Genomic DNA, 26,412 nt, shown 5'->3' with positions numbered 1-26,412 from the left:
GCAAGCCAGGACCAGCCGACATTCCCTCGCTCCGACCAGGGGCCGGGAACGAGGATGCATGATGGCTTCAATAGCCCCGCTTCACATCCGCGAGCGCACGGCCGAGGGCCTCGGCCAGGGTTTCCCGTTCCGGCGGGGAGAGTTCGCGGGCGATCACCACATGCTCGCCGCGGGAGGTCAACGCCAGCTTCTGCATGCCGAACTCGTCGTCCACCTCCCGGTCGAGGCGTGTCCAGAGCGGATTGAACAGCCATTCCCTGACGTCGCCCCGGTGGCCCACCTTCCGGAACAGCAGGCGGATCGGGGTGAGCTCCAGGATCTCGAAGGCCTGGCCCTGGCGGTAGCTGACGCGGAAGGCGATGTAGAGGCCCAGGAAATCGAGGCCGAAGAAGCCTGCGACGGGCCAGAAGCCCATCACGAGGAAAGGCACGCTCGCAATCGTCGAGGTGAGGCACACGAGCACCATCACGAGCCGGAAACCTTCCGGGCTCAGGGAACGGTGCGGTCGGATCACGGCCGAGAAGACCGGCTCCTCGGAGCGCTCCGCCTGCTCATCTGTCGCCTTGCTGACGTCCATGGTCCAGTTATAACGCACGAATGTCCGATTTGAAGCAGCCATCCCGCCGCATTTCCAAGCCGAAGGCAAAACCTGCCGCGCCTGCAAAGGCCGTCGGCAAGACCTTGCGCGCCCGCACGCCGAAGCCCGTCGACCGGGCGACGATGGTCGAGATCTTCAGGCGCTTCCACGCGGCGAATCCCGAGCCGAAGGGAGAGTTGGAGCACACCAACCCCTATACGCTCCTCGTCGCCGTGGCGCTCTCGGCCCAGTCGACCGATGTGGGCGTGAACAAGGCGACCCGGAACCTGTTTCCCGTCGCCGACACGCCCGAGAGGATGATGGCGCTCGGCGAGGAGGGGCTGAAGGAGCACGTCAGGACGCTCAATTTCTTCAACACCAAGGCGAAGAACGTCATTGCGCTCTCGAAGCGCCTCGTGGAGGAGTTCGGCGGCGAGGTGCCCAATTCCGTGGAGATCCTGGAGACGCTGCCGGGGGTTGGGCGCAAGACGGCGAGCGTCGTGGTCAACATCGCCTTCGGCGATCCGCGGGTCGCGGTCGACACGCACATCTTCCGCGTCACGAACCGCATCCCGCTCGCGATCACTAAGACGCCGCTGGACACTCAAGGAGCGCTCGAGGCGATCATCCCCGGCGAATACAGGCTTCACGCCCATCACTGGCTGATCCTGCACGGGCGCTACATCTGCAAGGCGCGCAAGCCCGAATGCTGGCGCTGCCCGATCAACGATCTCTGCCGCTACCCGGACAAGACGATCCCGTGATCGTCACCCGTAAACCATGAGGCCGGCAAGGCCCGCCGCGCCGACGATGATGCGCCAATAGGCGAAGGGCGTGTAGCCGTGGCGCGAGACGTAGTCGAGAAGGGTCTTCACCACGATGAGCGCCGCGAAGAAGGCGGCGATGAATCCGGCGACGATGATCGTGACGTCGTCCGTCGAGAGAATTTTGTAGTTCTTGAGCAGGTCGTAGGTGAAGGCGCCCGCCATGGTCGGCATGGCGAGGAAGAACGAGAACTCCGCCGCCGCGCGCTTGGATGCGCCGAGCAGCATGGCTCCCACGATGGTCGCGCCGGAGCGCGACACGCCGGGCACCATGGCGAGGCACTGCAGCAGGCCGATCTTGAGGTACATCGGAAGGGGAAAGCGCGTCGCGTCCTTTTCCGTCGCCTCGAGGGGAATCTGGTCGATCATCAGCAGCACGAAGCCGCCAGCGATCAGGGTCATGCAGACGATCCAGGGATCGAACAGCACGTCCTTGATGAAGCCGTGCATCAGCGCGCCGATCAGGGCCGCCGGCATGAAGGCGATGAACACGCCCACGACGAAGCGGCGCGCCTCCGGATCGTGCGGCAGCGCCTTCGCGATGGACCAGAGCTTGTTGAAATAGACCGAGAGGATCGCGAGGATCGCGCCGAGCTGGATCAGGACCTCGAAGGTCTTAGCCTTGGACTCGAAGCCGAGGAAGTGCCCGACAAGGAGCAGGTGGCCCGTGGAGGAGACCGGCAGGAACTCGGTCAAGCCTTCGATGAGGCCCAGAAAAAGCGCCTCGATGATTTGCGGCATCGTTGAAAATCCTCAAGCCGGCGCCAGATGCAGGAGCGCTCCGGCCGTGTCAAGGAAGGCTTGCGCTCCCGGTGCCGCCTGCCTGCGCTGGAGGCATGGGATTCACCACGAATCCTTACCGCCCCTTAACAAAGCCCGGCCTTATTCTCGCCGTCTGTTTCACGTTTCTCGTTGTCCATGGCCACCCTGCATTCCTATCCCTTCTGCCCGCAGTCGCGCTTCGCACGCTTGGCCTTGGCGGAGCTCGGCGTCGAGCCGGACCTGGTCGAGGAGAAGCCCTGGGACCGGCGCGTTCCCTATCTGGAGATCAACCCGGCCGGCAACCTGCCCCTGCTGGTCGATGATAACGGGCTCGCCGTGCCGGGCCCGAGGATTATTGCGGATTACCTGGACGAGACCCGCGGCGAGGACATGAGGGACCGCCGTCTGCTGCCCCAGCCCCTCGACGCGCGGATCGAGGTTCGCCGGCTCATCGACTGGTTCCTGGTCAAGTTTCACGAGGAAGTCACCGACTATCTCGCCACGGAGAAGATCTACAAGCGGTTCATGCCCTCCGATCTCGGCGGCGGCTCGCCCGATATGGGGGCGATTCGCGCGGCCCGGACGAATGTGCGATACCACCTCAAATATGTCGGCTTCCTGATCTCGACGCGGAACTGGCTGGCGGGCGACCACATGACCTATGCCGATCTGGCGGCGGCTGCCCATTTCTCGGTGGTGGATTATCTCGGCGACGTGCCATGGGACGAGAACGAAACAGCGAAGCACTGGTACGCCCGGATCAAGTCCAGGCCGTCCTTCCGCGCGCTCCTGACGGACCGGGTACCGGGCATGGCGCCGGCGGACCACTACGACAATCTGGACTTTTGACATCCGACGCACTCAAGCGCGCCTTTGTCGAGCGCGCCAAGGCTCTGGGCTTCGACACCATCCGCGTGACGAGCCCCGACTCCATTCCGCTTGCCCCGGAGCGGCTGAAGGCCTGGCTCGAGGCCGGTCACCACGGCGCAATGGACTGGATGGTCGAGACGGCGGAACGCCGCTCCGATCCCCGCACCCTGTGGCCAGAGGTGCGCAGCATCATCCTGCTCGGGCTCAATTACGGTCCCGCCACCGACCCCCTCGCGGCGCTCGCGATGAAGGGCCACGGCTCAGTCTCCGTCTATTCGCGCAACCGCGACTATCACGATGTCATCAAGGGTAAGCTCAAGGAGGTGGCGGGCTTCCTCGCCTCCAAGGCATCCTCCGACGTGAAGGTGTTCGTCGATACCGCTCCGGTGATGGAAAAGCCGCTCGCCCAGGCCGCGGGCCTCGGCTGGCAAGGCAAGCACACGGTCGTCGTCTCCCGCGAGTTCGGGAGCTGGCTTTTCCTCGGCGCGATTTTCACCACGGCGGAACTGCCGGTGGACGAGCCGGAGCGCGACCATTGCGGCTCCTGCCGTCGCTGTCTCGATATCTGCCCGACCGAGGCCTTCCCGGCGCCCTACCAGCTCGATGCCCGCCGCTGCATTTCGTATCTCACCATCGAGCATAAGGGGCACATTCCGGCGGAGCTGCGCACCGGGATCGGCAATCGCATCTTCGGCTGCGACGACTGCCTCGCCGTCTGCCCCTGGAACAAGTTCGCGCAGACCGGGCGCGAAGCGCGGCTCATGCAGCGGGACGACTTGGCGGCTTTGCCGCTCGCGGATCTCGCAAGGCTCAACGATCCGTCCTTCCGCACGCGCTTCTCGGGCACGCCCATCAAGCGCACCGGCCGCGACCGGTTCGTGCGCAACGTGCTCATCGCCATCGGCAACTCGAACAAGCCCGAGCTTGCGGAGGAAGCCGTGCGTCTCCTCGACGATGCATCGCCTCTCGTCCGCGCCATGGCCGTCTGGGCAATGGCGCAATTGCTGCCGCCCGCGGATGTCGCTGGCCATGCCCATGGCCGCGCTGAACGGGAACTCGACGCGGACGTGCGCGAGGAATGGCGGCGGGCCCTGTCCCCGGCCCATGCGGAGGAGACGGCGCAGTGAGGCTTTTCGCCTTCGGGATCGGCTATTCGGCGCAAGCCCTCATTGAGACGCATCGATCCCAGTGGTCCCGGATTGCCGGAACAGTCCGGCGTCGCGACAAGGCCGAGCATTTGAGGCGCGATGGCATCGCCGCCTTTGTGCTGGACGATCGGGCGGACGAGCGCGCGCTGTTCGAGGAGATCCGCCGTGCGGATGCGATCCTGATCTCCGCGCCGCCGACGGCGGAGGGCGATCCGGTGCTGACCCGCTTCGGCGACTCTATCTCATCGGCGGCCCATTGCGCCTGGATCGGCTATCTCTCCACCACGGGCGTGTATGGCGATCACGGCGGGGCCTGGGTCGACGAGCAGACACCTCCCCATCCGCAAAGCCGCTCGTCCGTGCAGCGCCTGGCCGCCGAGCAGGCCTGGCTCGCATTAGGCGGCATGACAGAGAGCCCCGTCCATATCTTCCGCCTCACCGGCATCTATGGGCCAGGGCGCAACGTGCTGATCCAGTTGGCGCAGGGAACGGCGCGACGGATCCAGAATCCGGGCCAGGTTTTCAATCGGATCCATGTGGAGGATATCGCAGCAACGCTTGCGGCTTCCCTGCAGCGCCCGCGTGCCGGCGCGATCTACAACGTGACGGATGACGAGCCTGCGCCGCAGCAGGACGTGGTCGCCTATGCGGCTCGCCTCGCAGGCGTCGAGCCGCCGCCGGAGATCGCCTTCGAGGTGGCGGATCTCAGCCCGATGGCGCGAACCTTCTATGGGGAGAACAAGCGCGTTTCGAACCGGCTCATCAGGAGCGAGCTGGATGTCGGGCTGCGCTATCCAACCTATCGTGAAGGGCTGCGGGCCCTGCACGAGGCGGGAGAATTCGCTCAAGCCGCGTGACGGTTCGCGCTTGGGCCGAAATGGTCGATGTAGCGCGGATTGATCGCGGAGACCGGAAGCACGACGAGCACGTCCGTAGTGCCGAATTGCCGGTCGATCACCGCTCCGGTGCCGAAGGTGGCGCCCAGGCGCAGGTAGCCCTTGATCATCGGCGGAAGCGCATGCAGCGCCGCTTTCGGGTCGACCTGGTCCTTCGGCAGGATGTCCATGGCCGTGAAGCGTTTCGCCACAGCACGGGCCTGCCATTCGGCGGGCGCTGCCGCGTAGTGGTGGAGGAAGCTCAACGGCAGCGCGAGCTGCCGCGGATCCGTTCCCTCGAGGCTGGCGCAGCCGATCATCACATCGATCCGGTGGTGGAGCACATAGGTCCAGATGCCGTGCCACAGGAGCTCCACCGTGCGCTTGTTGCGGTAGGGCTTGAGCACGCAGGAGCGGCCGAGCTCCAGAAAGCGCAGATGCGGGTGAATCTTGAGGAGGGGAGCGATATCGTATTCGCCGGCGGTGTAGAAACCCTGGTGACGGTCCGCCACCTCCTGGCGCAGCAGCCGGTAGGTGCCAACCACTTTCGGCTTCGCCGCACGGAAGGGTTTCGCCTTCACGTCGTGGTCGAGCACGAGGAGATGGTCGCAGATCGCGTCATAGGCGTCGACGTCGCGACGCGACAGCAGCGCTGCGCCGTTCGGAGCCGCCGACATCTCCTCGTAGAAGACCTTGAAGCGCAGCTTCTGCGCCTGCCGGATCTCCTGGGTCGTGGTGGCCAGGCGCACTTCCAGGGAGCCGATGCGGCCGAGCACCGGATCGAGCCCGCCATGGTTGCGCACGATCTTGCGGATACCGGGGATGAACTTGGTCATGCCCTTCGGCCGCCAGTCCAGCGAGGCAGGAGCCGGCGCTGGCGCCAACGCCACCGGGGAGGAGAGAGCCGCTTCAGGTGAAGAGGAGAGGTTCATTGGCGTCTCGCAGGGTGGCGTTCCGGATCTCGAGCCGGTCTCCGGACCCGCTCTCTGTGACCTTGGCATAGCGCTCATTTCAAACTGTTTTGTGACAGAAAATATAAGGTTTGCGATGGAAAACATTAAGCCTGCTTCGGCGGTTCATCCGCCGTATTTTCGTTTTCCCTTGCTTCTCAACGGTCAAGCCGCCGCCGATCTCCGGTCCGCCTGGGAGCGGTAGGAGAGGGCCTCGGCGACATGAATGCGCCGGACCCGCTCCTCCCCGTCGAGGTCGGCCAGGGTGCGGCCGACCTTCAGGACCCGGTGGAAGGCGCGCGCCGAGAGCCGCATGGCGTTTGCGGCATCGCGAATCAGGGACAAGCCGTCCGAATCGGGCTTCGCCACCTCCTCCAGCAGCGCCGGCGGGCAGGCCGCATTGGTGGTGATGCCCTCGAGCTTCAGGGCCGCATAGCGCTTTTCCTGCACCTGCCGCGCCCGAGCGACGCGGGTGGCGACGTCCGCCGATCCCTCCAGCGGCGGTGGGAGGATCATGTCGGCGGCCGTGACCGCCGGGACGTCGATGACGAGGTCGATCCGGTCGATCAGCGGACCTGAGAGCCTCGCCTGATACTGGGCGATGCAGCGCTCGCTCGGCTGGCGACGGCAGACATAGCCGGGCTCGGTGGCCTGACCGCACCGGCAGGGGTTCATGGCCGCCACGAGCTGGAAGCGGGCCGGATAGGTGACCCGGTGATTCGCCCGCGCGATCAGGATCTCGCCGGCCTCCAGGGGCTGGCGCAGGGAATCGAGCACCTGGGGCTGAAACTCCGGAAGCTCGTCGAGGAAGAGAACGCCGTTATGGGCCAGCGAGGCTTCGCCCGGCCGCGCGTTGAGGCCTCCGCCGACCAGGGCCGCCATGGAGGCGGAGTGATGGGGCGCCCGGAATGGGCGTCGGTTGGAAAGCGCGCCATCCGCCAGGAGGCCCGCCACGGACTGGATCATGGAGATTTCCAGCAGCTCCCGGGGCATCAGCGGCGGCAGGATCGAGGGCAGGCGCTGGGCCAGCATGGACTTGCCCGCGCCGGGAGGGCCGTTCATCAGCAGGTTATGGCTGCCGGCCGCGGCGATTTCGAGCGTGCGCTTCGCGCTCTCCTGACCCTTGATGTCGCGCAGGTCCGGCAAGGATCCGGAGGCGGGCACGATCCCAAGCTCCGGCCGCTTCAGGACCTGTGTGCCCTTGAAGTGGTTCGCGAGCTGGATGAGCGAACGGGGCGCCAGGATTTCGATGTCGCTGCTGGCCCAGGCGGCTTCCTGACCGCAGGCCTCGGGGCAGATCAGTCCGTGCTGGCGCTCATTGGCCGCCATGGCGGCGGGCAGAACGCCCGCCACCGGGGTGATCGAACCATCGAGGGCGAGCTCGCCCAGGACCGTGAAGCCGTTGAGGGCGTCGGCGGGAATGGCTCCGATGGCCGCCATGACGCCGAGCGCGATGGGAAGATCGTAGTGGCTTCCCTCCTTCGGCAGATCGGCGGGGGCGAGGTTGACCGTGATGCGCTTGGCCGGCAGGGCGAGACCGGAGGCGATGAGAGCCGAGCGGACCCGCTCGCGGGATTCCGCCACCGCCTTGTCGGGAAGGCCGACGATCATGAAGACGACGTTGCCGGGGGAAATCTGGACCTGCACATCGACCATGCGCGCCTCGATACCCTCGAAGGCGACAGTGGATACGCGCATGACCATGATGTGAGCTCCCCGATGGAAGCCCGATTTTAGCGCAGCTATTTGAAACGAGATATCATTTCTTATGTATCACTCAGGGGGAGCTCCAGCCCCTTCCGTATCTTCCTGGAACTCTGCCGCAACGGGTGCGTTGAGTCCGACTATATGGGGAAAAGAGATCTCGGGGCGCCTTGGGCTGTCCTGTGCGATGGGGGTGCAGCATCATGTATCGAGCCGATCTGCCGCTGGGGGGCTGTGCCGCGGAAGCAACACTGGGCCTGTTGTGAAGAGCGGACTGTCGTGCTAGCCCCATCTCACCTATCGGAAGCCGGCTGCGGGAATGCCCGCCATGATCGGTCACACACGACTCTCTCAAGGTGTCCTGCGCTTATCATGAATGGCCATTTTATCCGCGCTTCTGGGGGAGGCGCAGCGTGAGCTGCGACAAGCCTCTGCGGATCCTCATCGTCGAAGACGAGATCCTGATTGCAATGGAGCTGGAGAGCCTATTGCAGGATGCCGGTCACGACGTCGTCGGGGTCGCGGCCTCCTCCGAAGAGGCGCTGGATCTGGGCCGCGAACTCGCGCCCGACCTCGCCTTTGTGGACATTCATCTGGCGGATGGCCCGACAGGCGTCGATGTCGCGCGCAGGCTAACGGCGGAGCGGGATGTGACCGTTCTCTTCATGACCGCGAACACCAAGCGCATCCCCGAGGATTTCGCGGGAGCGCGCGGAGTCATCGCCAAGCCCTACACGGAGCGTGGCGTCCGCGAGGCGCTCGCCTATGTGATGGCCGAGCAGGACCGCGATGCTGATGAGAGTCGGACGATGACGTTCATCCCCTTCAGCCGGCGCAGCCGCGAGGACAGCTCCCAGCTGTCCTGATTCACCCGCTATTTCTGAGCCTTCAGCCGGTAGAGCGCGTCGAGCGCCTCGCGCGGCGTCATCTGGTCGGGATCGAGCGCTTCGAGCGCCTCCCGCAGGAGATCCGGCTTCGCTTCTTTGACAGGCTCGGTGCGCACGGGAACGGCGAAGAGAGGCAGATCGTCGAGGAGCGCCCGTTTCGGGCTCTCGCGATCCGACCGTTCCAGTTCGCTCAGGATCGTCTTCGCCCGCTCGACCACTGCCGAAGGCAGGCCCGCCAGGCGCGCCACCTGCAGACCATAGGAGCGATCCGCCGCACCTGGCACGACCTCGTGCAGGAAGACGACCTCGCCGTTCCATTCCGTGACCTTGAGCGTGGCGTTGGAGATGCGCGGCAGGCGGTCGGCAAGAGCCGTCAGCTCGTGAAAATGGGTGGCGAAGAGCGCACGGCAGCGATTGGCTTCGTGCAGGTGCTCGATGGCGGCCCAGGCGATGGAGAGGCCGTCGAAGGTGGCGGTGCCGCGACCGATCTCATCCAGAATGACGAGCGAGCGCGGCGTCGCCTGATTGAGGATTGCGGCGGTTTCGACCATCTCGACCATGAAGGTCGAGCGACCGCGCGCCAGATCGTCCGCGGCGCCGACGCGTGAGAAGAGCCGGTCGACAATGCCGATATGGGCCTGCTTTGCAGGCACGTATGAGCCCATCTGCGCGAGCACGACGATGAGCGCATTCTGGCGCAGATAGGTGGATTTGCCGCCCATGTTCGGGCCGGTGATCAGCTGGATATGCCCCGCCTCCTTGCCCGAAAGATCCGCGTCGTTGGCAATGAATGGGGTGCCCTCGCGCTTGAGGGCCGCCTCCACGACGGGATGGCGTCCGCCCTTGATCTCGAAGGCAAGATTGCTGTCGACGAGGGGCCGCGTCCAGTCGAGGCGCACGGCCAGATCCGCAAGGGAAGAAGTCACGTCGATGACGGCGATGGCGTCGGCGGCCGCGGCCACATCGCCGGCGAGTTCGAGCAGCGCCTGCACCATCTCCTCGAACAGGGCGAGCTCGATCTTCAGCGCCCGGTCGGCGGCCGACGCGATCTTCGCTTCGAGTTCGCCCAGCTCCATGGTGGAGAAGCGCATCGCGCCCGCCATGGTCTGGCGGTGGACGAAGGTGTCCTTCCACGGCTCCTTGAGCAGGTCTTCGCCCACATTCTGCGGCACTTCCACGAAGTAACCGATCATGTGGTTGTGCTTGACGCGAAGGGTCCGGCAGCCGGTCTCGGCGGCATAGCGTGATTGAAGTGCGGCGATGAAGCGGCGGGAATCCTGCTGGAGCTCCCGCAACTCGTCGAGATTGGCATCGAAGCCCGCACGGATAAAGCCGCCGTCGCGCTTGAGGAGGGGCAGTTCGTCGGCAAGGGCGGCCGCCAGCCTGTCGGCCACATCGGTGCGCAGGCGCTGCAGCAGTTGCGCCGCCTCGGACAATTCCCGCGGCAGATTGGGCGCAATGGCGAGTTCGAGACCGAGCTCGCGGGCAGCGAACAACCCGTCGCGCACGCAGGCCAGGTCCCTCGGGCCGCCGCGTCCGAGACCGAGGCGCGAGAGCGCCCGGGCCATGTCGGGGGAGCGCTTGAGGGTGCGCCGAAGGCGCTCGCGCAGGTCGCCGTTCTCGACGAGCGCCGCAACCGCATCCTGCCGGTCGCGAATGAGGTTCGGTTCCGTGAGAGGACCCGCCAGCCGCTCCGCCAGCAGACGCGCTCCGCCGGGCGTCACCGTGCAGTCGATGGTGGCGAGCAGGCTGCCCGTCCGCTCGCCGGAGAGGGTGCGGGTGAGTTCGAGGTTGGCCCTGGTCGCCGCATCGATGGCGAGCGCTGCGCCGACATTGTCCCGCGAGGGCGGGTTGAGCACCGGGCGGCTGTCGATCTGCGTCTTCTCGATGTAGAAAAGGGCGCTGCCCGCCGCCGTGACCTCCGCCGGGCTGAAGGCGCCGAAGGCATCGAGCGTCGCAACCCCGAAATAATCCTTGAGCCGCCGCTCGGCGGAGGCCGGATCGAGGCCCTCGCGGGAGAGGGGCGTGATGGAGGCCCGTGTCTCCTGCCAGAAAGCCCTCAGTTCAGGATCGTCGTTAATGACGTCCGGAACGAGGATCTCGCGGGGCTCGAATCGGGCGATCTCGGCGGAGAGGCCGGCCCCGTCCGTCTCGCTCAGAGCAAAGTGCCCTGTGGATATGTCGACGGCCGCCAGCCCGTAGCACCATTGGGTCTCGGAGACCCGCCGGCGGGCGATGGCGAGCAGGTAGTTGGCGCGGCCCGGCTCCAGCAGGCGTTCCTCGGTGATGGTGCCGGGGGTGACGAGGCGCACGACATCCCGCCGCACCACGGATTTGGGGCCCCTTTTCTTCGCCTCCGCCGGATCCTCCGTCTGCTCACAGACGGCGACCCGGTGGCCGAGGCCGATCAGGCGCTGGAGATAGTCGTCGGCCCGCTCCACGGGCACGCCGCACATGGGGATGTCCTGTCCCTGGTGCTTGCCGCGCTTGGTGAGCACGATCCCAAGCGCCTGGCTGGCGATTTCCGCATCCTCGAAGAAAAGCTCATAGAAATCGCCCATCCGGTAGAACAGCAGGCTGTCCGGATTGGCGGATTTGATCTCGATATACTGAGCCATCATGGGCGTGACGCGGCTGTCCTGGACAGGTTTGGACCCAGGTGCAGCGTTCGGCTCGGCGGCTTCGAGGGGCTGGTAGGCGGCTTGGGACGACATCCCTCCTGTCTAGCAAAGCGCGGGCGTCCTTACACCCGTGTCATGGGGTCCGGAGCCGGAATGTGGACAAGTCTTGAGGAAAGCGGGCACCATGTCTTAAGGTCGCATCCCCTTTCAGGAAACGCCTTAACCATAAAGCCGCAAAACATGAACGACGAACAGCGCCCGAACCGCCGTAATCGCCCGACCTTCACGGACCAGGAGGCGCTGCAGTTCCATGCTCAGGGACGGCCCGGGAAGCTGGAGGTCGTGCCCACCAAGCCCATGGCGACCCAGCGGGACCTCTCGCTCGCCTATTCCCCGGGCGTGGCCGTGCCGGTGAAGGCCATCGCGGAGAACCCGTCCCTCGCCTTCGACTACACCACCCGCTCCAACATGGTGGCGGTGATCTCGAACGGCACGGCGATTCTCGGCCTCGGCAACCTCGGGGCGCTCGCCTCCAAGCCCGTGATGGAGGGCAAGTCCGTCCTGTTCAAGCGCTTCGCGGATGTGGATTCCATCGACCTCGAGGTCGACACCGAGGATGCCGACACCTTCATCAACTGCGTGCGCTATCTCGGTCCGTCCTTCGGCGGGATCAACCTGGAGGACATCAAGGCTCCCGAGTGCTTCATCATCGAGGAGCGCCTGCGGGAGTTGATGGACATTCCCGTATTCCACGACGATCAGCACGGCACGGCCATCATCGCGGCGGCGGGCCTCATCAATGCGCTGCACCTGACGGGCCGCGACATGGCCGAAACCAAGCTCGTGGTGAACGGCGCAGGCGCGGCCGGCATCGCCTGCACGGAACTCCTCAAGGCCATGGGTTTCGCGCCCAACAACGTGATCCTCTGCGATACGAAAGGCGTGATCTACAAGGGCCGCACGGAGGGCATGAACCAGTGGAAATCGGCCCATGCGGCCCAGACCGAGGCGCGCAGCCTGGCGGATGCGCTCAACGGCGCCGATGCGGTGTTCGGGCTCTCGGCCAAGGGGGCGTTCACGGATGAGATGATCCGCTCGATGGCCCCCAATCCGATCATCTTCGCCATGGCCAATCCCGATCCGGAGATCACGCCGGAAGAGGTTGCGCGCATCCGCAACGACGTGATCATCGCAACGGGCCGCTCCGACTATCCGAACCAAGTCAACAACGTCCTCGGCTTTCCCTACATTTTCCGCGGCGCGCTCGACGTGCAGGCGACCACGATCAACATGGAGATGAAGATCGCCGCCGCTCAGGCTCTAGCGGAACTCGCCCGTGAGGACGTGCCGGACGAAGTGGCGGCAGCCTACCAAGGTGCGCGTCCGCGCTTCGGGCGCGACTACATCATCCCCGTACCCTTCGACCCGCGCCTGATCCACACGATCCCGATGGCTGTCGCGAAGGCTGCCATGGATACGGGCGTCGCACGACGTCCCATCGTGGACATGCGCGCCTACAAGGCCCAGCTCTCCGCCCGGCGCGATCCTGTCGCCGGCACGCTCAACCGCATCTTCGAGCGCGTGCGCAAGTTCCCGAAGCGCGTGGTCTTCGCGGAGGGTGAGGAAGAGCAGGTGATCCGCGCCGCCCTGTCCTTCATCAACCAGGGGCTCGGGCGCGCCATTCTCGTCGGACGCGAGGAGCGTATCTACGAGACGGCAACGGCAGCCGGCATCGATTTGGAAGGACGCGAGGGCATCGAGATCCACAATGCGCGCCTGTCCGACCGCAATGCGACCTATGCGCAGTTCCTCTACGAGCGCCTGCAGCGGAAGGGCTATCTGTTCCGGGACTGTCAGCGCCTGATCAACCAGGACCGCAACCACTTTGCCGCCTCCATGGTGGCGCTCGGCGATGCGGACGCCATGGTGACGGGCGCGACGCGCAACTATTCCACGGCTCTCGCCGATGTGCGGCACGTGATCGACGAGAAGCCCGGCCACCGCGTCATCGGCCTGTCCCTGTGCCTTGCACGCGGCCACACGGTGCTCGTGGCAGACACGGCGATTCACGAAATGCCGAGCGCGCAGGAACTGGCCGAGATTGCCATCGAGGCCGCCGGCGTCGCGCGCCGTCTCGGATACGAGCCGCGCGTAGCGCTTCTGTCCTTCTCGAGCTTCGGCCATCCGAAGGCGGAACGCGCTGAGAAGATCCAGGACGCTGTCGAGATCCTCGACGGCATGCGCGTCGATTTCGAATATGACGGCGAGATGGCGGCCGATGTGGCGCTCAACCGGGACCTGATGGCGCAGTACCCGTTCTGCCGTCTCACCGGACCGGCGAATGTCCTTGTGATGCCTGCGTTCCACTCCGCTTCCATCTCGACCAAGATGCTGCAGGAACTCGGCGGCGCGATGGTGCTGGGCCCCATGGTGGTGGGCCTCGACAAGCCGGTCCAGATCGTGTCGCTCGGCGCAACCGACAACGACATCGTCAACATGGCTGCGCTGGCCGCCTACAACATCGGCGGGTGAATCAGAACAGCGCCTGCGCGATCAGGAGGACGCCGCCGCAGATGATGGCGGCGTCGAGAATGGCATTGTGAATGTGAACGGGCAGGGTCTCTGTCAGCCGCTTGGCGATGAAGGCCCCAGGCGTGGCCGACAAGCCCACGATCAGCGCCATGATCCACGAAGAGACGGGCAGGGCCCCGAAGATCTGGAAGACGCCCGTCTTCGCAAAACCGAGAACGATGGACACGACGGCATCCGTCGCGATCACGGCGCGCCCGTTCAGCCCCGCCGCCATGAGGATCGACAGCAGGACCACGCCCGAGCCCGCCGTTCCGCCGACGAGCAAGCCGTAACCGGCGCCGGCTGCCGCCAGAGAGCCTTCCGATAGCTGCGTACGAAGCCGCTTCAGCAGGCGCCTTGCAGGGACCATGAGAACCAGGAAGGTGCCGATGACGAGGGCTGCTCCCCGGCCGGTGAGAAAGGTGTAGCCGTATGCACCGAGAAGGCAGGTCGGAAAGGCCACGCCGCCGATCAGAACGGCGCGTCGAAGATCGACATCATTCCGGAAGGCGAGGACACAGCTCGCATTGGTGAAGAGGACGGAAAGGCCGATGATCGGAACGTCAGCCTCAGGGCCCGCAATGGGAGCGAGTACCAGCGGCATCAGCAATCCCGTGCCGTAGCCGGCGACTCCGCCGATCGTGCCTGCTAGAAGGGCGCAGAGGGCGACGGCGGCATATTGAAGAACCGTGACTTCTTCCATTCCGATGGTCTCGGCCAAGTTGGCATGGATGGCTTTACCACATCGGGTGCGCTACTGCTGCGCCGGGTTGGGCTTAAGAAAGTAAACCGTGACTATGGGTAATCCGAAGACTGTCGTGTTCGATATCGGCAACGTCCTGCTGCGTTGGGACCCGCGTAATCTCTACCGCCGCATTTTCGACGACGAGGCGGAGATGGAGTGGTTCCTGTCGAATGTCTGTACCCATGACTGGAACGTGGAGCAGGATCGCGGGCGGGATTGGGACGAGGCGGTGGCTCTCCTCATCAAGGACCATCCCCGGCACGAAGCGCCGATTCGCGCCTTTCACGAGCGCTGGAGCGAGACCGTATCCGGCGTGTTCGAGGAGCACGTCGCCCTGCTCCAGCGCCTGCGGGAAGCGGGCGTGCCGAATTTCTGCATCACGAATTTCTCCGGCCCCAAATTCATCCTGGCGCAGCAACGCTTTCCATTCCTGGCAGGCTTCGACGGCATCGTCGTCTCCGGGGACGAGCGCCTCCTGAAGCCCGATCCCGCCATCTATCGCCTCCTGCTCGACCGCTATGGGCTGGAGGCCGGCGACTGCATCTTCATCGACGATTCAAAAGCCAATGTGGAAGGAGCCCGCGCCGTGGGCATGTATGCCATCCACTATGCCGAGCCGATGGATCTCGCTGCGGAGCTTTGCCGCTACGGTTTCCCGGCTTGATGACCGGCTTGCTCTCTCGGGCGGCTTGAGCCATCAGGCGGCATGCGCGCTTTCGACACCTCCCTTCCCATCGATGCCGTCCTCGACGACTTGACGGCGAGCCTGCGGGCGCGCTCCAGCGCCGTTCTCGTCGCGCCACCAGGCGCGGGCAAGACCACGCGCGTACCGCTGGTGCTTCTCGACGAGCCCTGGGTGAAAGACGGCAAAATCATCGTGCTGGAGCCGCGCCGTCTGGCAGCCCGCGCCGCTGCGGCGCGCATGGCGCAGACGCTGGGCGAGGCGGTGGGAGAAACGGTCGGTCTGCGCGTGCGTCTCGGCTCCAAGGTCAGCCGCAGGACGCGGATCGAGGTGGTGACCGAAGGCGTCTTCGCCCGCATGATCCTCGACGATCCGGAGTTGGAGGGCGTCGCCGCCGTCCTCTTCGACGAGTTTCACGAGCGCTCCCTCGACGCGGATCTGGGCCTTGCTCTCGCCCTCGATGCCCAAGGAGGGCTGAGGGAGGACCTGCGCCTCCTCGTCATGTCTGCGACCCTGGACGGCGCCCGTGTCGCAAGGCTTCTAGGGGATGCGCCCGTCATCGAATCGGAAGGGCGCGCCTATCCGGTCGAGACCCGCTATCTCGGGCGCGATCCGAACCGGCGCATCGAGGAGCAGGCGGCGGAGGCCGTGACGCGGGTCCTGCGCGCCGAGGGCGGGTCCATTCTCGTTTTCCTGCCGGGGCAGGGGGAGATCCGGCGGGTCGAAACCGCCCTGCGCGAACGCATCACTGACGCCGCCATCGACATCGCGCCGCTTTACGGCGCGCTCGACAGAGGCGAGCAGGATCTGGCAGTCAGTCCAGCGAAGCCGGGCCGCCGCAAGGTGGTGCTCGCCACCTCCATCGCAGAAACCTCGCTCACTATCGAGGGCGTCCGCGTGGTCATCGACTCGGGACTTGCCCGCGTGCCCGTCTATGAGCCGAATATCGGCCTGACGCGCCTGGAGACCGTCCGCGTCTCCCGCGCCGCAGCAGATCAGCGCCGGGGGCGTGCTGGCCGCACGGAGCCAGGCGTCTGCTACCGGCTATGGGAAGAGGCAGCGACCGGGGCCCTGGAGCCGTTCGGACGCCCGGAAATTCTCTCGGCCGATCTCGCGCCATTGCTCCTCGACTGCGCAGCCTGGGGCGTCACCGATCCGACGGCGCTGGCCTTCCTCGACCCGCCGCCTGCGCCGGCGCTGAAGGAGGCGGGGACGCTGCTTCAGCAACTCGGCGCACTTGATGATGAGGGGCGCATCACGGAAACGGGCCGCAAGCTACGCGACCTGCCCCTGCCGCCACGCCTTGCGCGGATGGTGCTGCTCGCAGGCGAGAGCGGACAGGCGCGCGATGCGGCGGACCTTGCCGCCGTACTCGTCGAGCGCGGCCTCGGCGGAGACGCGGTCGACCTCTCCGAGCGCGTCGAGCGCTTCCGCCGCGACCGCTCCAAGCGGGCCGATGACATGCGGCGCATGGCGGAGGGCTGGGCGAAGGGAAGCAATGGCTCGATGAAGAGCGAGCCGCGCTCGATCGGCGCGCTCCTGACGCTGGCCTATCCCGACCGGCTGGCGAAGGCGCGGGGCAAGGCAGGCGAGTACCTGATGGCGAACGGGCGGGGTGCGAGCCTTGAGCCGTACGACCGGCTGGCGAAGGAGCCTTACCTTTCCATCGCCGAGATTGCAGGCGGCGCGGCCTCGGCGCGGATCCTCGCGGCTTCCGCCATTTCACCTGACGAGATCGATGCGCTCTTCGGCAGCGCCATCGAACAGCGCGACGAGGTTGCCTTCGACCGCCAAGCAAGGGCGTTACGGGCCCGCGGAGTGCGCCGATACGGCGTCCTTGTGTTGAACGAGCGCCCCCTGAAGGTTCCGGCGACCGAGGAAGCAGCCCGCACACTCGCGGCAGGCCTGGTCTCGCTCGGCCTCGACGTCCTGCCCTGGTCGAAGGCTTTGGCCCAGTGGCGTGAGCGGGTGATGTTTCTCCGCCGGGCGGAGGGCGACGAGTGGCCCGACCTTTCCGACGAGGCGCTGGCCTCGGATGCCGAGGAATGGCTCGCACCGCATCTCGTGGGCAAGACGGGTCTGTCCGACATCGGTCCCGACCTCCTGAGCGAGACCCTGCGCGGCCTCCTGCCCTGGAATCTTCAGCGGCGGCTCGATGCGGAGGCGCCGACCCATATTGAAGTGCCGACCGGTTCCCAGATTCCTGTCGATTATGGGGCGGAGGAGGGACCTGTCCTCGCCGTGCGGGTGCAGGAACTGTTCGGCCTCGACAAGCATCCCGCCATCGCCGCGGGGCGGGTGCCGCTCGTGCTGCATCTGCTTTCGCCGGCCCAGCGCCCCATCCAGATCACCCGCGATCTGCCCGGGTTCTGGCGCGGTTCGTGGGCGGCGGTGAGGGCCGATATGCGCGGGCAATATCCCAAGCACCCCTGGCCCGAGGATCCGCTGGCTGCGCCGCCGACCCGGCGCGCCAAGCCGCGAGGCACCTAACTCCGGAACGATTCGATCAACCGTCCCGCCGTGGCGCGGTTGAGAGCCATCGGGATATCGTAGACGAGCGCCACGCGCATCAGCGCCTTCACGTCCACGTCATGGGGATGGGGCGAGAGAGGGTCGACGAAGAAGAACAGCGCGTTGATCCGGCCTTCAGCGATCATCGCGCCAATCTGCTGGTCGCCGCCCAGAGGGCCGCTCTTCAGCCGGGTGACGGAGAGTGCGGGACAACGTTCCATGACCCGCCCGCCCGTGGTGCCGGTCGCGACCAGGGCGAAGGGGCGGAGGTCTTCTTCGTACATGGCCACGAAATCGGCCATGTCGTCCTTCTTGGCGTCGTGGGCCACGAGCGCCAGCGTCATCTGTTTCATGGGAGGTATGACTTAGTTGTTCCAGCGGTCCCGCCACTGCATCTCGCCGGCGAGGCAGTTGGTGCGCGGAGCGTCCTGAATGCGGGTGATCTTGGGTTCCTCGTGAATGAGATTGGCGATCTCGAGCAGGATCTTGGTCTTGATGGCTTCGATGAACTGGTCGCGCTCGCGAACCGGCACCGTGAAGGCTCCCTGACCGCCGATCACGCAGTCCTTGTAGTAGACATCGAGTTCCGGGATGTCGAGATAGCCGGGCTTGCGCAGCATGATCGGAAGCCCGTTGATGATGATGCCCTTGGCGAGCGCCTCGTCCCGCGCCTCGATGACGTAGCGGCCCTGGTTGTTCGGCCCGTCGCCCGAGATGTCGAGCACCTGCCGCGTCGCCGTCACGCCGCTGTCCTCCAGCATCTTCACGCCGAAATCGATGGCGCCCGAGATCGAAGTCCGTTGTGCGCGGCGTAAGGGAACCGAGGCGATCCTGTCCGCAAAGGCCATCAGGCTCTCGGAATTGTCGAGGATCGTCCAGGGAATGATGACCCTCTGGTCGGGCGAGCCGGCCCATTCCATGTAGCTGACCGCAATCCGGCCCAGCATGCCGCCGCGAACGGCGTCGTGGACGGGCTGTGACCGGAAGGCTTCGGCGAACCCCTCCCGCTGCAGGGCCTGTTCGTCGGTGTCCATCGAGAAGGAGACATCGACCGCGATGACGAGGGCGAGATCGACCTCGTTCTCGGTCTGAGCCCGAACCGGCGGGGCTAGGAGGGCCAGAGCGAGGCCAAGTCCTGCAGCGAGACGAGCAAAGCCGGAACGAACCATCGTTGTCTCCTTCGGGAGCCGAAATGGTTTTAGGAGTGTGCCAGCTTCTGACAATGACGCAAGGTCAACTTGGCATCGGTTTCCAGGCCTAGCGGCGCTTCGCTTCCACGAGGTCGAGGGCGGCGCGGAAGGCCGCTTCGGCGTTCAGCTGGGTCGTGTCGAGCGTGAGAGCGTCCTCCGCAGGCCGCAGGGGAGCGGTGCTGCGGTTCATGTCGCGCTCGTCCCGGCGGCGGATATCCGCGAGGATTGTCTCGTAATCCGCCGTCTCGCCCCGGTTGAGGATTTCCAGGTGACGCCGCCGGGCCCGCTCCTCCGGGGTGGCGGTGACGAACAGCTTCACGTCCGCATCGGGGCAGACCACGGTCCCGATATCCCGCCCGTCGAGGACGGCCCCGGGTTCCTGCCGGCTGAACTGGCGCTGGAAGGCCAGAAGAGCGTCCCTGACAGGCTGGTAGGCCGAGATCACCGAGGCGGCCTCGCCCATCTCGGCTCCCCTCAGGCGGGCATCGTCGAGATGGGTCACGTCCAGCGTCCGGGCGGCATGTGCGGCCGCATCACGGTCGGTCAGGGCCGTTTCCTGGTCCAAGAGCACCCGGGCGACGGCCCGGTAGAGCAGGCCGGTGTCGAGATGGGCATAGCCGAGATGCTGGGCGAGGCGCTTGCCCAGGGTTCCCTTGCCCGATGCGGCGGGGCCGTCGATGGCGATGATCATGACAGACTTAATCGTGAATGGTGGCGCCAAGCTCCCGCATCAGCGGGATGAAGGTGGGAAAGCTCGTGGCGATCATGGCTCCGTCGTCCACCGTCATGATTTCGCTGCTCGCGAGCCCCATGACCAGGAACGACATGGCGATCCGGTGATCGAGATGCGTCGCGACGGGTCGACCGCCCCCGCGGACCTTGCTGGAACCGTGGACGATCAGGTCGTCCCCCTCGATCTCATGCTCGACGCCGGCTTCCGCCAGTCCCGCAGCGACGGCGGCGAGGCGGTCCGATTCCTTGACCCGCAGCTCGTGCAGCCCCTGCATCCGGGTCGTCCCTTGAGCGAAGGAAGCGGCAACCGCGAGGATCGGATATTCGTCGATCATGGCGGGAGCGCGGGCGGCCGGAACCGTCACGCCGGACAGACGGCTGTGGCGAACCCGGAGATCCGCCACGGTCTCACCGCCCTCGTCGCGCTCGTTCAGGCGCTCGATGGAGGCTCCCATCTCCAGGAGCGTGGTGATGAGACCTGTGCGAAGGGGATTCATCATCACGCCCTCGATCACGATGTCGGAGCCCGGAGTGATGAGCGCCGCAACCAGGGGAAAGGCGGCAGAGGAGGGGTCGCTGGGCACGACGATATCGGTCCCGCGCAGCTCCGGCTGACCCTGCAGGGTGACGGCGCGGCCGTCGGCGCCATGGGGCGCGACCTCCACGGTCGCCCCGAAGTGGCGCAGCATCCGCTCCGTGTGGTCGCGGGTCGCCTCGCGCTCGATCACGGTGGTGCGGCCAGGGGAGTTGAGGCCGGCGAGCAGGATCGCCGATTTGATCTGGGCCGAGGCCGCCGGGGTCTCGTAGGTGATCGGGATCGTCTCCTTGGGGCCGCGCAGGGTCAGCGGAACCCGTCCGCCCTCGGCCTCGCTGACGACCGTGACCCCCATCTTGGCGAGGGGGTCGAGAATGCGCCGCATCGGGCGCTTGCGAAGGGAAGCATCGCCGTCGAAGGTCGCAGTGATCGGGTGGCTTCCGGCGACGCCCATCATCAGGCGCGAGCCGGTGCCCGCATTGCCGAAGTCGAGGATGCCCGCAGGCTCACTCAGGCCGCCGATCCCGGCGCCCCGGATGCGCCAGCGCCCGGGAGCCTCCCGGGTGATGCCGGCGCCGAGCGCCTTGCAGGCTTCGGCCGTGCGCAGCACGTCATCGCCTTCGAGAAGACCCTCGACCCGGGTCTCGCCGATGGCGAGGAGGCCGAAGATCATGGAGCGGTGGGAAATGGATTTGTCGCCGGGGACGCGCACGCGCCCCTTCAGGGGGTTCCCAGACCGGCTGGACGCCGGCGAGGCCGGACCATGGGCGTGCGACATTCTTGCATTCCTTACCTTTTCTTAGGGCGGGCTCCTAACACGAGGCTGCAATGCCGTCACGCGCAAGCTGGCGCAAGTGCAGCCAGCCCTTGAATTTTCCTATTTGACAAGCCAAGTCCTCGCGACTAACGGAGCTTTCCCAACCATTCAACTCGAAGGCGATTGACCGTGGCCAAACCGGAACTCGGCTTGAAGCGCCAGTGCATGAGCTGCGGCGCGAAATTCTACGATCTCAACAAGGACCCTGCGGTCTGCCCGAAATGCGGCACTGCTTTCCAGGCTGCCGCCTTGAGCCGTGTGGCTGCGCCCGCGGTTGCCCGGGCTGCGGCTGACGAGGACGAGACCGAGATCGAGGCCGTCGGACCGGAGATGGTCTCCCTGGACGAGGTCGAGGCTGCCGAATCGGAGAAGGACATCCCGGTCGACGACGATATCGACGTGGGCGAGGATGTCGGCGACGACGACACCTTCCTCGAGGACGAGGAAGAAGGTGACGACGACGTGTCGGATCTGATCGACAGCGATCTCGAAGACGACGAAGAGGCTTGAACCTCGCAACGGACCCGACTATAGAGACGCCGCTGCTTGACGCAGCGACCCACCGCGGCGCCCCCAAATGCCGCGGCCAACGTGGGGCCATAGCTCAGTTGGGAGAGCGCTTGAATGGCATTCAAGAGGTCGGCGGTTCGATTCCGCCTGGCTCCACCAAATTACCGAATATCCGCTTCGGCCACCTTCAAAGCCAAGACCCATTCCGCCTGATGCGACTGTAAGGTGGACTTGAGCTTTTAGGGCTGCCTTGCCCTCGCTGGCCCAAGCCCTCCTGTTCTCATCCTGCTCTGCCTAACCTCAGGCCGCGGCCGTGGACGCGTCAGGCCTCGCGACCTCGATAAGGCGTCTCCAGAACGGGGGTCAGAGGCCCCCTGCCTTCGAACCACGAGACCAGGTTGTCGACGACGAGCTGGGCCATGGCGTTGCGTGTATGGACGGATGCGGAGGCGATATGGGGCAGGAGCACCACATGCTCCATCTCGATCAGCTCCTGCGGCACGCGCGGCTCGTCCTCGAACACATCGAGGCCTGCGCTCAGGATCGTGCCCGCTTTCAGCGCCTCGATCAGCGCCTGCTCATCCACGACGCTGCCGCGCGCCACATTGATCAGCACCCCGCTCGAACCCAGCGCCTTCAGGATCTCGGCATTGATGAGATGCTTCGTGGAGACACCGCCGGGCGTAATCACGATCAGCACGTCCGAAGCCTCCGCCAGGCCGAGGAGGCTCGGATGATAGGCATAGGAGACGCCTTCCTGCCGGGTGCGGCCATGGTAGGCGATGCTGACGCCGAAGCCCTCCAGCCGTCGTGCGATTGCCTTGCCGATGCGCCCGAGGCCCACGATGCCGACCTTGCGCTCGCGCAGGGTCGGCGAGAGAGGGAAGGGGCCCTTGAGCCACCGCCCCTCGCGCAGGTAGCGGTCCGCCTGCGGGATTTTCCTCAATGTCGCCAAAAGAAGCCCGATGGTGAGGTCGGCCACCTCGTCGTCGAGAACGCCGGGCGTGTTGGTGACGACGATGCCGCGACGGCCTGCCTCCACCGCATCTACATTGTCGTAGCCCACGCCGAAGCTGGAGACGATCTCCAGATTCGGCAGGCGGTCGAAGAGGGATGCCTCGAGGCGTCCATAGAGGGTGCTGGTGGCGACGCCACGGATGCGGGGGCCGACTTCACGCAGGAAGGCATCCCGGTCCTCGTGCTCCCAGAGGCGGTGGAGCCTGCAGGCCTTATCGAGGCCTTCAATCACCACCGGCATCATCGGCGCTGTCATCAGGATGTCGGCTGTCGTCATGGCGTTTCCTTCTGTCGTTCGATTTTTTAAAGAGTGCACCGGGCCGATGCCCCCGGCGAAGGGCCTCGTTGATGTCCTTGGCCTGGTGTTGAAGAGCTGTTTTCACATCCTGCGGCAAGTCGAGCCAATGGCAGCCGCGAAGAGCTGCCTCAAGGCCATAGATGGCATTGACGCTGACGCGGCGGGGAAACATAAACTTGAGCCGCCGATAGGCCTCTGTCGAGCCGATGGCGCGGAGATCCGTCACGGTACGGATGCCCGCTTCCTCCAGCCAAACCTGGGTCACGGGTCCTAAGCCGGGGAGAGAGCTGACAGGAAGATCGCTCATTGAGGGGATCCCTTGGATCTGACGCGCTCACGATAGATCAGGTAAAGCCCGGAGGCGATGACGATGCTTGCACCTACGAAGGTCCATGAATCGGGCCAGTCGCCGAAGACGATATAGCCCAGGGCCAGCATCCAGACGATCTGGGTGTAGATGAAGGGCGAGAGGATCGCCGCCGGAGCCCGGATGTGGGCGAGCACCAGGAGCCAGTGCCCGAAGGCCCCGAAGGCGCCCGTCATCGCCAGGAGAAACCAGGTGAGCGCCGATGGCGGCGTCGTCCAGATCCAGGGCAGCAGCGGCGTCATCAGGGCGATGCCCGCAATGCTCGAATAGATGGTGGTCGTTGCCCAGGAATCTGTAGCCGCCAGCATCCGTGTGACGATCCCATAGAAGGCATAGGCGATGGCTCCTGCCAGCGAGAGCAGGATCGCAGGATGCATGGTCCCGAGGCCGGGCCGCGTGATGACAAGGATGCCGATGAACCCGATCCCAATGGCAATGAGCCGCCGCGCCCCGACCCACTCGCCCAGGATCGGCCCTGCGAGGAGCGCCACCATCAGGGGGGTCGAGAACATGATCGAGAGGGTCTCGACCAGCTGCAGGTATTGCAGGGCAATGAAGTTGCAGAGCGTGGAGACGAAGAGAAGAAGAGACCGGATGAGCTGGAGCGGCAGCCGACGGGTCCTCAGGAGACCGGGTTTCGTGACGGGATTGAGGGCCAGCGACGTAAGGACGGCCGCCGAGACGTAGCGGGCCCAGACGGTGACCAGCGGGTCGACCGAGCGGTTGACCCATTTCGCGGTGGCGTCGAGGCACGAGAAGCAAAGCAGCGCCCCACACATGAGAGCGATGCCGGTCAGGCGCTCCCGGTGGGCTGAGGTCCGCACGGGCACAGAGGAGGGGACGGTATCGGCCATTGTCGGGATGCTAGCGGTCCGGCATCCCGTCGGCGAGTGCTAACAGCGCACAGCCCTCCTGCGCGCCGGACAGAGGTCAAAAGGACTATTTCAAGCCGTGACGGCCAGTTCCCGCTCCGAGATTTCTAGCTCGTCGGGTTCATCGTCGGTCTCGAAGCCGGTCTGATCCGCGCCGGTAACGCCGGCGAGGTTCTTGGCGGCCCTGCGCAGGAGCTTCCTCAGGCGCTTGCGGTCCTTGTTGTCGAAGCCGGCCAGAAGTTCGGCCTCGACCTCGTCCCAGATCGCGTCGATGGCGGCAGCCTTGCGCTTGCCCTCCTTGGTGAGCTTCACGCGGACGATCCGGGCGTCGCCGGGCTCGGTGTGGCGCTCGACGAGCTTCAGAGTCGAGAGGCGCGAGACAGTCTTGGAGGCCGTCGGCGGGCGCACCCGCAGGATGGAGGCGAGCTCTCCCATGGTCATAGGGCCCGCTGCATTCGCCAGAGCCTGGAGAACTTGCTCCTGGCCAGCGAAGAGGCCGAGCTCGGACAACTTGTCTCCTGTACGGCTGCGATGCAGGCGCGAGGCCTGAACCAGAGCCCAGCCGACGCTCTTCACGCCCGGATGTGTGACGTCCTTGTCCATCCATTCCCCCGCCATTCGGAGCTTTGCTTTAGGCAGCATGGACGTGGAGTCGTGACGGTTAGATGACAAGCCGGCAAAAAATAACAGGCGAAAAACGAGGAACATCAGCTTTCGGCGCGAAGAGCACTTTCATGCCAGCGCCGCAGGACAAGATGGGTGACGGCCGACAGGAGGAGAAACAGGACGACACCCGTCGCCGCCAGGAGAACAAGGGCTGCGAAGAGACGGGGGATGTTCAGCCGGTACTGGCTTTCGATGATTCGGTAGGCAAGGCCTGAACCTGCTCCTGCAGAGCCCGCAGCCATCTCGGCCACGACGGCACCGATGAGGGACAGGCCGCCCGCAATCCGAAGGCCTGTCAGGAACGCCGGCAGGGCTGCCGGGCAGCGCAGATACCAGAAGGCCTTCAGCCGCGACACGATGCGGGACTTGAGCCCCTGTCCCGAGGGCGCGCCGTAAAGCTCGAAGAGCTCCATCAGGTTTCTGTCGACCGACTGCAGGCCCAGCATCGTGTTCGAGATAACGGGAAAGAAGGCCACGAGCCAGGCGCAGGCCAGCACTGCAAGATCCTGCGGCATGTAGATCAGGAGCAGGGGCGCGATCGCAATGACGGGCGTGACCTGCAGCACGACGGCAAAGGGATAGAGGGAATACTCGACGATCCGCGACAGGCTGAGACAGATGGCGAGCGTCACGCCCCCCAGAACGGCCAGGACGAGGCCGAGGAGGGTCGTTTTCAGGGTCGTGAGAAGCGAGGCGGACAGAACCTGCCAATCGGCCAGGAGGGTCGCCGCAACCAGGCTCGGGGCCGGCAGGATGTAGGGCGGGACTGCCTCGATCCGGACATATGCCTCCCAGGCCCCGATCGCAGCTGCGAAAACGGCGAGGGGCAGGAGGATCTGGAGCGGGCTCCTGCGTGCCGGGGGTCGTGTGCCGGAAGCGGGTGTCATCGGAGGCTTTCCTCCGCTGTCACATCCATGAGCACCGTCGAAATGCGCCGGCAGAGATCGGTATAATGCAGGCTTGTGCGAAAATCTTGAGCCCGCGGGCCTGGAGCTTGCCCTTCGACTTCGGCAACGATCCGGCCGGGGCGCGGGGACATGATTGCGATCCGGCTTGAGAGATAGGCGCTCTCATAGACCGAATGGGTGACGAAGACGACCGTGCAGCGCAGCTCGCTTTGGAGCCTCAGGAGATCGTCGTTGAGCCGAAAGCGCGTGATCTCGTCCAGGGCGGCGAAAGGCTCGTCCATCAGGAGGAGGCGAGGCTTCACCGTGAGCGCCCGCGCAATCGACGCGCGCATCTTCATGCCGCCTGAAAGCTCTCGCGGGTAGGCCTTGGCGAAGGACTCCAGGCCGACGAGAGCCAAACTCTCTGCGATGCGCTCCCTCGCGTCCCGCCGGGAGACGCCGCGCAGGCGCAAAGGCAGCCACACATTGTCCGCCACGTTCGCCCAGGGCATCAAGGTCGGTTCCTGGAAAACGAAGCCGATCTCGCTACGGTGATCGTCGCCGGATGAATCCGGCCAGACTACGCGCCCTTCGGTCGGCTGGCTCAGGCCTGCGATGAGGCGCAGCACCGTCGATTTCCCGCACCCCGAGGGACCGAGCAGCGATACGAATTCGCCGGCGCAGATATCGAGATCGAACCCTGCGAGAGCCGTGACGCCGTTCGCGAACACCTTGGTCGCGTTCTTGACCGAGATGAGCGTGGATCCTGGCTCTGTCATGGCGCGCGGCAACGC

At 65.6% G+C, this 26,412-nt stretch carries 25 protein-coding genes and 1 tRNA gene; 10 read left to right on the top strand and 16 right to left on the bottom strand.

Annotated elements, in window-relative coordinates; translation table 11 throughout:
* Window positions 1-67: 67 nt before the first annotated feature.
* Window positions 68-577 carry a DUF2244 domain-containing protein gene (locus LG661_RS08655; protein WP_230531477.1) on the bottom strand — a complete coding sequence of 170 codons (510 nt, stop codon included), beginning with the start codon at window positions 575-577 and terminating at the stop codon, window positions 68-70.
* A 20-nt stretch (window positions 578-597) separates the two neighbouring features.
* Between LG661_RS08655 and nth the strand changes: the two genes are divergently transcribed.
* Window positions 598-1,341, top strand: a complete 744-nt coding sequence (gene nth / locus LG661_RS08650; protein ID WP_230531465.1) for an endonuclease III — start codon at window positions 598-600, stop codon at window positions 1,339-1,341.
* Window positions 1,342-1,344: 3 nt separating this feature from the next.
* Here the strand turns inward: nth and LG661_RS08645 are convergent, their stop codons facing one another.
* Window positions 1,345-2,142, bottom strand: a complete 798-nt coding sequence (locus LG661_RS08645) for an undecaprenyl-diphosphate phosphatase (protein ID WP_230531464.1) — start codon at window positions 2,140-2,142, stop codon at window positions 1,345-1,347.
* A 177-nt stretch (window positions 2,143-2,319) separates the two neighbouring features.
* Between LG661_RS08645 and LG661_RS08640 the strand changes: the two genes are divergently transcribed.
* Genes LG661_RS08640 through LG661_RS08630 form a run of 3 tightly spaced genes read left to right on the top strand, consistent with a single transcriptional unit; the run spans window position 2,320 to window position 5,038 of the window.
* Window positions 2,320-3,012 carry a glutathione S-transferase family protein gene (locus LG661_RS08640; protein ID WP_230531463.1) on the top strand — a complete coding sequence of 231 codons (693 nt, stop codon included), beginning with the start codon at window positions 2,320-2,322 and terminating at the stop codon, window positions 3,010-3,012.
* Window positions 3,009-4,160, top strand: a complete 1,152-nt coding sequence (gene queG, locus LG661_RS08635; protein WP_268995443.1) for a tRNA epoxyqueuosine(34) reductase QueG — start codon at window positions 3,009-3,011, stop codon at window positions 4,158-4,160. The genes LG661_RS08640 and queG overlap by 4 nt, the downstream gene beginning before the upstream one ends.
* A complete protein-coding gene (locus tag LG661_RS08630) occupies window positions 4,157-5,038 on the top strand; it encodes an SDR family oxidoreductase (RefSeq protein ID WP_230531462.1) in 882 nt (293 codons plus the stop codon). The genes queG and LG661_RS08630 overlap by 4 nt, the downstream gene beginning before the upstream one ends.
* Here LG661_RS08630 and LG661_RS08625 read toward each other — a convergent pair.
* Both LG661_RS08625 and LG661_RS08620 read right to left on the bottom strand, forming a co-directional pair.
* The gene (locus LG661_RS08625) at window positions 5,026-5,988 is read right to left on the bottom strand and encodes a GNAT family N-acetyltransferase (RefSeq protein ID WP_407666684.1); all 963 of its coding nucleotides are present in this window, start codon (window positions 5,986-5,988) and stop codon (window positions 5,026-5,028) included. The two genes, LG661_RS08630 and LG661_RS08625, sit on opposite strands and share 13 nt — an antisense overlap.
* A gap of 183 nt (window positions 5,989-6,171) precedes the next feature.
* Window positions 6,172-7,710: a YifB family Mg chelatase-like AAA ATPase gene (locus LG661_RS08620; RefSeq protein ID WP_230531460.1), complete on the bottom strand. Its 1,539-nt coding sequence runs from the start codon at window positions 7,708-7,710 to the stop codon at window positions 6,172-6,174.
* Window positions 7,711-8,123: 413 nt separating this feature from the next.
* Between LG661_RS08620 and LG661_RS08615 the strand changes: the two genes are divergently transcribed.
* Window positions 8,124-8,576, top strand: a complete 453-nt coding sequence (locus LG661_RS08615) for a response regulator (protein ID WP_407666683.1) — start codon at window positions 8,124-8,126, stop codon at window positions 8,574-8,576.
* A gap of 8 nt (window positions 8,577-8,584) precedes the next feature.
* On the opposite strand, the gene mutS is transcribed toward LG661_RS08615, so the two are convergent.
* Entirely contained in the window at window positions 8,585-11,311 is a 2,727-nt protein-coding gene (gene mutS, locus LG661_RS08610; RefSeq protein WP_230531459.1) for a DNA mismatch repair protein MutS, read from the bottom strand.
* A gap of 147 nt (window positions 11,312-11,458) precedes the next feature.
* On the opposite strand from mutS, the gene LG661_RS08605 reads away from it, so the two are divergent.
* The gene (locus LG661_RS08605) at window positions 11,459-13,750 is read left to right on the top strand and encodes an NADP-dependent malic enzyme (protein ID WP_230531458.1); all 2,292 of its coding nucleotides are present in this window, start codon (window positions 11,459-11,461) and stop codon (window positions 13,748-13,750) included.
* A 1-nt stretch (window position 13,751) separates the two neighbouring features.
* Here the strand turns inward: LG661_RS08605 and LG661_RS08600 are convergent, their stop codons facing one another.
* Window positions 13,752-14,492: a sulfite exporter TauE/SafE family protein gene (locus tag LG661_RS08600; RefSeq protein ID WP_230531457.1), complete on the bottom strand. Its 741-nt coding sequence runs from the start codon at window positions 14,490-14,492 to the stop codon at window positions 13,752-13,754.
* Between the two features lie 94 nt (window positions 14,493-14,586).
* Between LG661_RS08600 and LG661_RS08595 the strand changes: the two genes are divergently transcribed.
* Together LG661_RS08595 and hrpB are read left to right on the top strand one after the other, a co-directional pair.
* Window positions 14,587-15,198 carry an HAD family hydrolase gene (locus LG661_RS08595; RefSeq protein ID WP_230531456.1) on the top strand — a complete coding sequence of 204 codons (612 nt, stop codon included), beginning with the start codon at window positions 14,587-14,589 and terminating at the stop codon, window positions 15,196-15,198.
* 42 nt (window positions 15,199-15,240) lie between these two features.
* Complete coding sequence (gene hrpB / locus LG661_RS08590) at window positions 15,241-17,706, top strand: ATP-dependent helicase HrpB (protein WP_230531455.1); 2,466 nt, start codon at window positions 15,241-15,243, stop codon at window positions 17,704-17,706.
* On the opposite strand, the gene LG661_RS08585 is transcribed toward hrpB, so the two are convergent.
* The 4 genes from LG661_RS08585 to aroA form a co-directional block, all read right to left on the bottom strand.
* A complete protein-coding gene (locus LG661_RS08585; RefSeq protein WP_230531454.1) occupies window positions 17,703-18,080 on the bottom strand; it encodes a methylglyoxal synthase in 378 nt (125 codons plus the stop codon). The two genes, hrpB and LG661_RS08585, sit on opposite strands and share 4 nt — an antisense overlap.
* A 12-nt stretch (window positions 18,081-18,092) precedes the next feature.
* Window positions 18,093-18,896: a DUF1194 domain-containing protein gene (locus LG661_RS08580; RefSeq protein ID WP_230531453.1), complete on the bottom strand. Its 804-nt coding sequence runs from the start codon at window positions 18,894-18,896 to the stop codon at window positions 18,093-18,095.
* Window positions 18,897-18,984: 88 nt separating this feature from the next.
* Window positions 18,985-19,608, bottom strand: coding sequence for a (d)CMP kinase (gene cmk / locus LG661_RS08575; protein ID WP_230531452.1), 624 nt, complete (start codon window positions 19,606-19,608; stop codon window positions 18,985-18,987).
* A 7-nt stretch (window positions 19,609-19,615) separates the two neighbouring features.
* Window positions 19,616-20,962: a 3-phosphoshikimate 1-carboxyvinyltransferase gene (aroA, locus tag LG661_RS08570; RefSeq protein ID WP_230531451.1), complete on the bottom strand. Its 1,347-nt coding sequence runs from the start codon at window positions 20,960-20,962 to the stop codon at window positions 19,616-19,618.
* A gap of 168 nt (window positions 20,963-21,130) precedes the next feature.
* Here aroA and LG661_RS08565 point away from each other — a divergent pair, with 168 nt between their 5' ends.
* Window positions 21,131-21,511 carry a TIGR02300 family protein gene (locus LG661_RS08565; protein WP_230531450.1) on the top strand — a complete coding sequence of 127 codons (381 nt, stop codon included), beginning with the start codon at window positions 21,131-21,133 and terminating at the stop codon, window positions 21,509-21,511.
* 83 nt (window positions 21,512-21,594) lie between these two features.
* Window positions 21,595-21,670: transfer RNA gene (locus tag LG661_RS08560), tRNA-Ala, on the top strand.
* A gap of 163 nt (window positions 21,671-21,833) precedes the next feature.
* Here LG661_RS08560 and LG661_RS08555 read toward each other — a convergent pair.
* From LG661_RS08555 to LG661_RS08530, 6 genes are all read right to left on the bottom strand, one after another.
* Complete coding sequence (locus LG661_RS08555) at window positions 21,834-22,805, bottom strand: 2-hydroxyacid dehydrogenase (RefSeq protein ID WP_230531449.1); 972 nt, start codon at window positions 22,803-22,805, stop codon at window positions 21,834-21,836.
* A complete protein-coding gene (locus LG661_RS08550) occupies window positions 22,753-23,133 on the bottom strand; it encodes a TfoX/Sxy family protein (protein ID WP_230531448.1) in 381 nt (126 codons plus the stop codon). The genes LG661_RS08555 and LG661_RS08550 overlap by 53 nt, the downstream gene beginning before the upstream one ends.
* Window positions 23,130-24,047 carry a DMT family transporter gene (locus LG661_RS08545; RefSeq protein WP_230531447.1) on the bottom strand — a complete coding sequence of 306 codons (918 nt, stop codon included), beginning with the start codon at window positions 24,045-24,047 and terminating at the stop codon, window positions 23,130-23,132. The genes LG661_RS08550 and LG661_RS08545 overlap by 4 nt, the downstream gene beginning before the upstream one ends.
* Before the next feature lie 90 nt (window positions 24,048-24,137).
* Complete coding sequence (locus LG661_RS08540) at window positions 24,138-24,668, bottom strand: MarR family winged helix-turn-helix transcriptional regulator (RefSeq protein ID WP_230531446.1); 531 nt, start codon at window positions 24,666-24,668, stop codon at window positions 24,138-24,140.
* Window positions 24,669-24,772: 104 nt separating this feature from the next.
* Window positions 24,773-25,618 (bottom strand): ABC transporter permease, encoded by an 846-nt coding sequence (locus tag LG661_RS08535; RefSeq protein ID WP_230531445.1) that lies wholly within the window; start codon window positions 25,616-25,618, stop codon window positions 24,773-24,775.
* The gene (locus LG661_RS08530; protein ID WP_230531444.1) at window positions 25,615-26,397 is read right to left on the bottom strand and encodes an ABC transporter ATP-binding protein; all 783 of its coding nucleotides are present in this window, start codon (window positions 26,395-26,397) and stop codon (window positions 25,615-25,617) included. The genes LG661_RS08535 and LG661_RS08530 overlap by 4 nt, the downstream gene beginning before the upstream one ends.
* Between the last annotated feature and the right edge of the window lie 15 nt (window positions 26,398-26,412).

This window comes from Microvirga roseola (assembly GCF_020866965.1).
GTDB lineage: Bacteria > Pseudomonadota > Alphaproteobacteria > Rhizobiales > Beijerinckiaceae > Microvirga > Microvirga roseola.
The sequence above is the reverse complement of the archived record's forward strand: the minus strand, read 5'-3'. Positions and strand labels throughout refer to the sequence as shown.

Bases quoted from the DNA above. Each gene is read 5' to 3' on its own strand.
- LG661_RS08655 (WP_230531477.1), bottom strand. From the start codon at position 577: ATGGACGTCAGCAAGGCGACAGATGAGCAGGCGGAGCGCTCCGAGGAG.
- nth (WP_230531465.1), top strand. From the start codon at position 598: ATGTCCGATTTGAAGCAGCCATCCCGCCGCATTTCCAAGCCGAAGGCA.
- LG661_RS08645 (WP_230531464.1), bottom strand. From the start codon at position 2,142: ATGCCGCAAATCATCGAGGCGCTTTTTCTGGGCCTCATCGAAGGCTTG.
- LG661_RS08640 (WP_230531463.1), top strand. From the start codon at position 2,320: ATGGCCACCCTGCATTCCTATCCCTTCTGCCCGCAGTCGCGCTTCGCA.
- LG661_RS08625 (WP_407666684.1), bottom strand. From the start codon at position 5,988: ATGAACCTCTCCTCTTCACCTGAAGCGGCTCTCTCCTCCCCGGTGGCG.
- LG661_RS08620 (WP_230531460.1), bottom strand. From the start codon at position 7,710: ATGGTCATGCGCGTATCCACTGTCGCCTTCGAGGGTATCGAGGCGCGC.
- mutS (WP_230531459.1), bottom strand. From the start codon at position 11,311: ATGTCGTCCCAAGCCGCCTACCAGCCCCTCGAAGCCGCCGAGCCGAAC.
- LG661_RS08605 (WP_230531458.1), top strand. From the start codon at position 11,459: ATGAACGACGAACAGCGCCCGAACCGCCGTAATCGCCCGACCTTCACG.
- LG661_RS08600 (WP_230531457.1), bottom strand. From the start codon at position 14,492: ATGGAAGAAGTCACGGTTCTTCAATATGCCGCCGTCGCCCTCTGCGCC.
- LG661_RS08595 (WP_230531456.1), top strand. From the start codon at position 14,587: ATGGGTAATCCGAAGACTGTCGTGTTCGATATCGGCAACGTCCTGCTG.
- hrpB (WP_230531455.1), top strand. From the start codon at position 15,241: ATGCGCGCTTTCGACACCTCCCTTCCCATCGATGCCGTCCTCGACGAC.
- LG661_RS08585 (WP_230531454.1), bottom strand. From the start codon at position 18,080: ATGAAACAGATGACGCTGGCGCTCGTGGCCCACGACGCCAAGAAGGAC.
- LG661_RS08580 (WP_230531453.1), bottom strand. From the start codon at position 18,896: ATGGTTCGTTCCGGCTTTGCTCGTCTCGCTGCAGGACTTGGCCTCGCT.
- cmk (WP_230531452.1), bottom strand. From the start codon at position 19,608: ATGATCATCGCCATCGACGGCCCCGCCGCATCGGGCAAGGGAACCCTG.
- aroA (WP_230531451.1), bottom strand. From the start codon at position 20,962: ATGTCGCACGCCCATGGTCCGGCCTCGCCGGCGTCCAGCCGGTCTGGG.
- LG661_RS08555 (WP_230531449.1), bottom strand. From the start codon at position 22,805: ATGACGACAGCCGACATCCTGATGACAGCGCCGATGATGCCGGTGGTG.
- LG661_RS08550 (WP_230531448.1), bottom strand. From the start codon at position 23,133: ATGAGCGATCTTCCTGTCAGCTCTCTCCCCGGCTTAGGACCCGTGACC.
- LG661_RS08545 (WP_230531447.1), bottom strand. From the start codon at position 24,047: ATGGCCGATACCGTCCCCTCCTCTGTGCCCGTGCGGACCTCAGCCCAC.
- LG661_RS08540 (WP_230531446.1), bottom strand. From the start codon at position 24,668: ATGGACAAGGACGTCACACATCCGGGCGTGAAGAGCGTCGGCTGGGCT.
- LG661_RS08535 (WP_230531445.1), bottom strand. From the start codon at position 25,618: ATGACACCCGCTTCCGGCACACGACCCCCGGCACGCAGGAGCCCGCTC.
- LG661_RS08530 (WP_230531444.1), bottom strand. From the start codon at position 26,397: ATGACAGAGCCAGGATCCACGCTCATCTCGGTCAAGAACGCGACCAAG.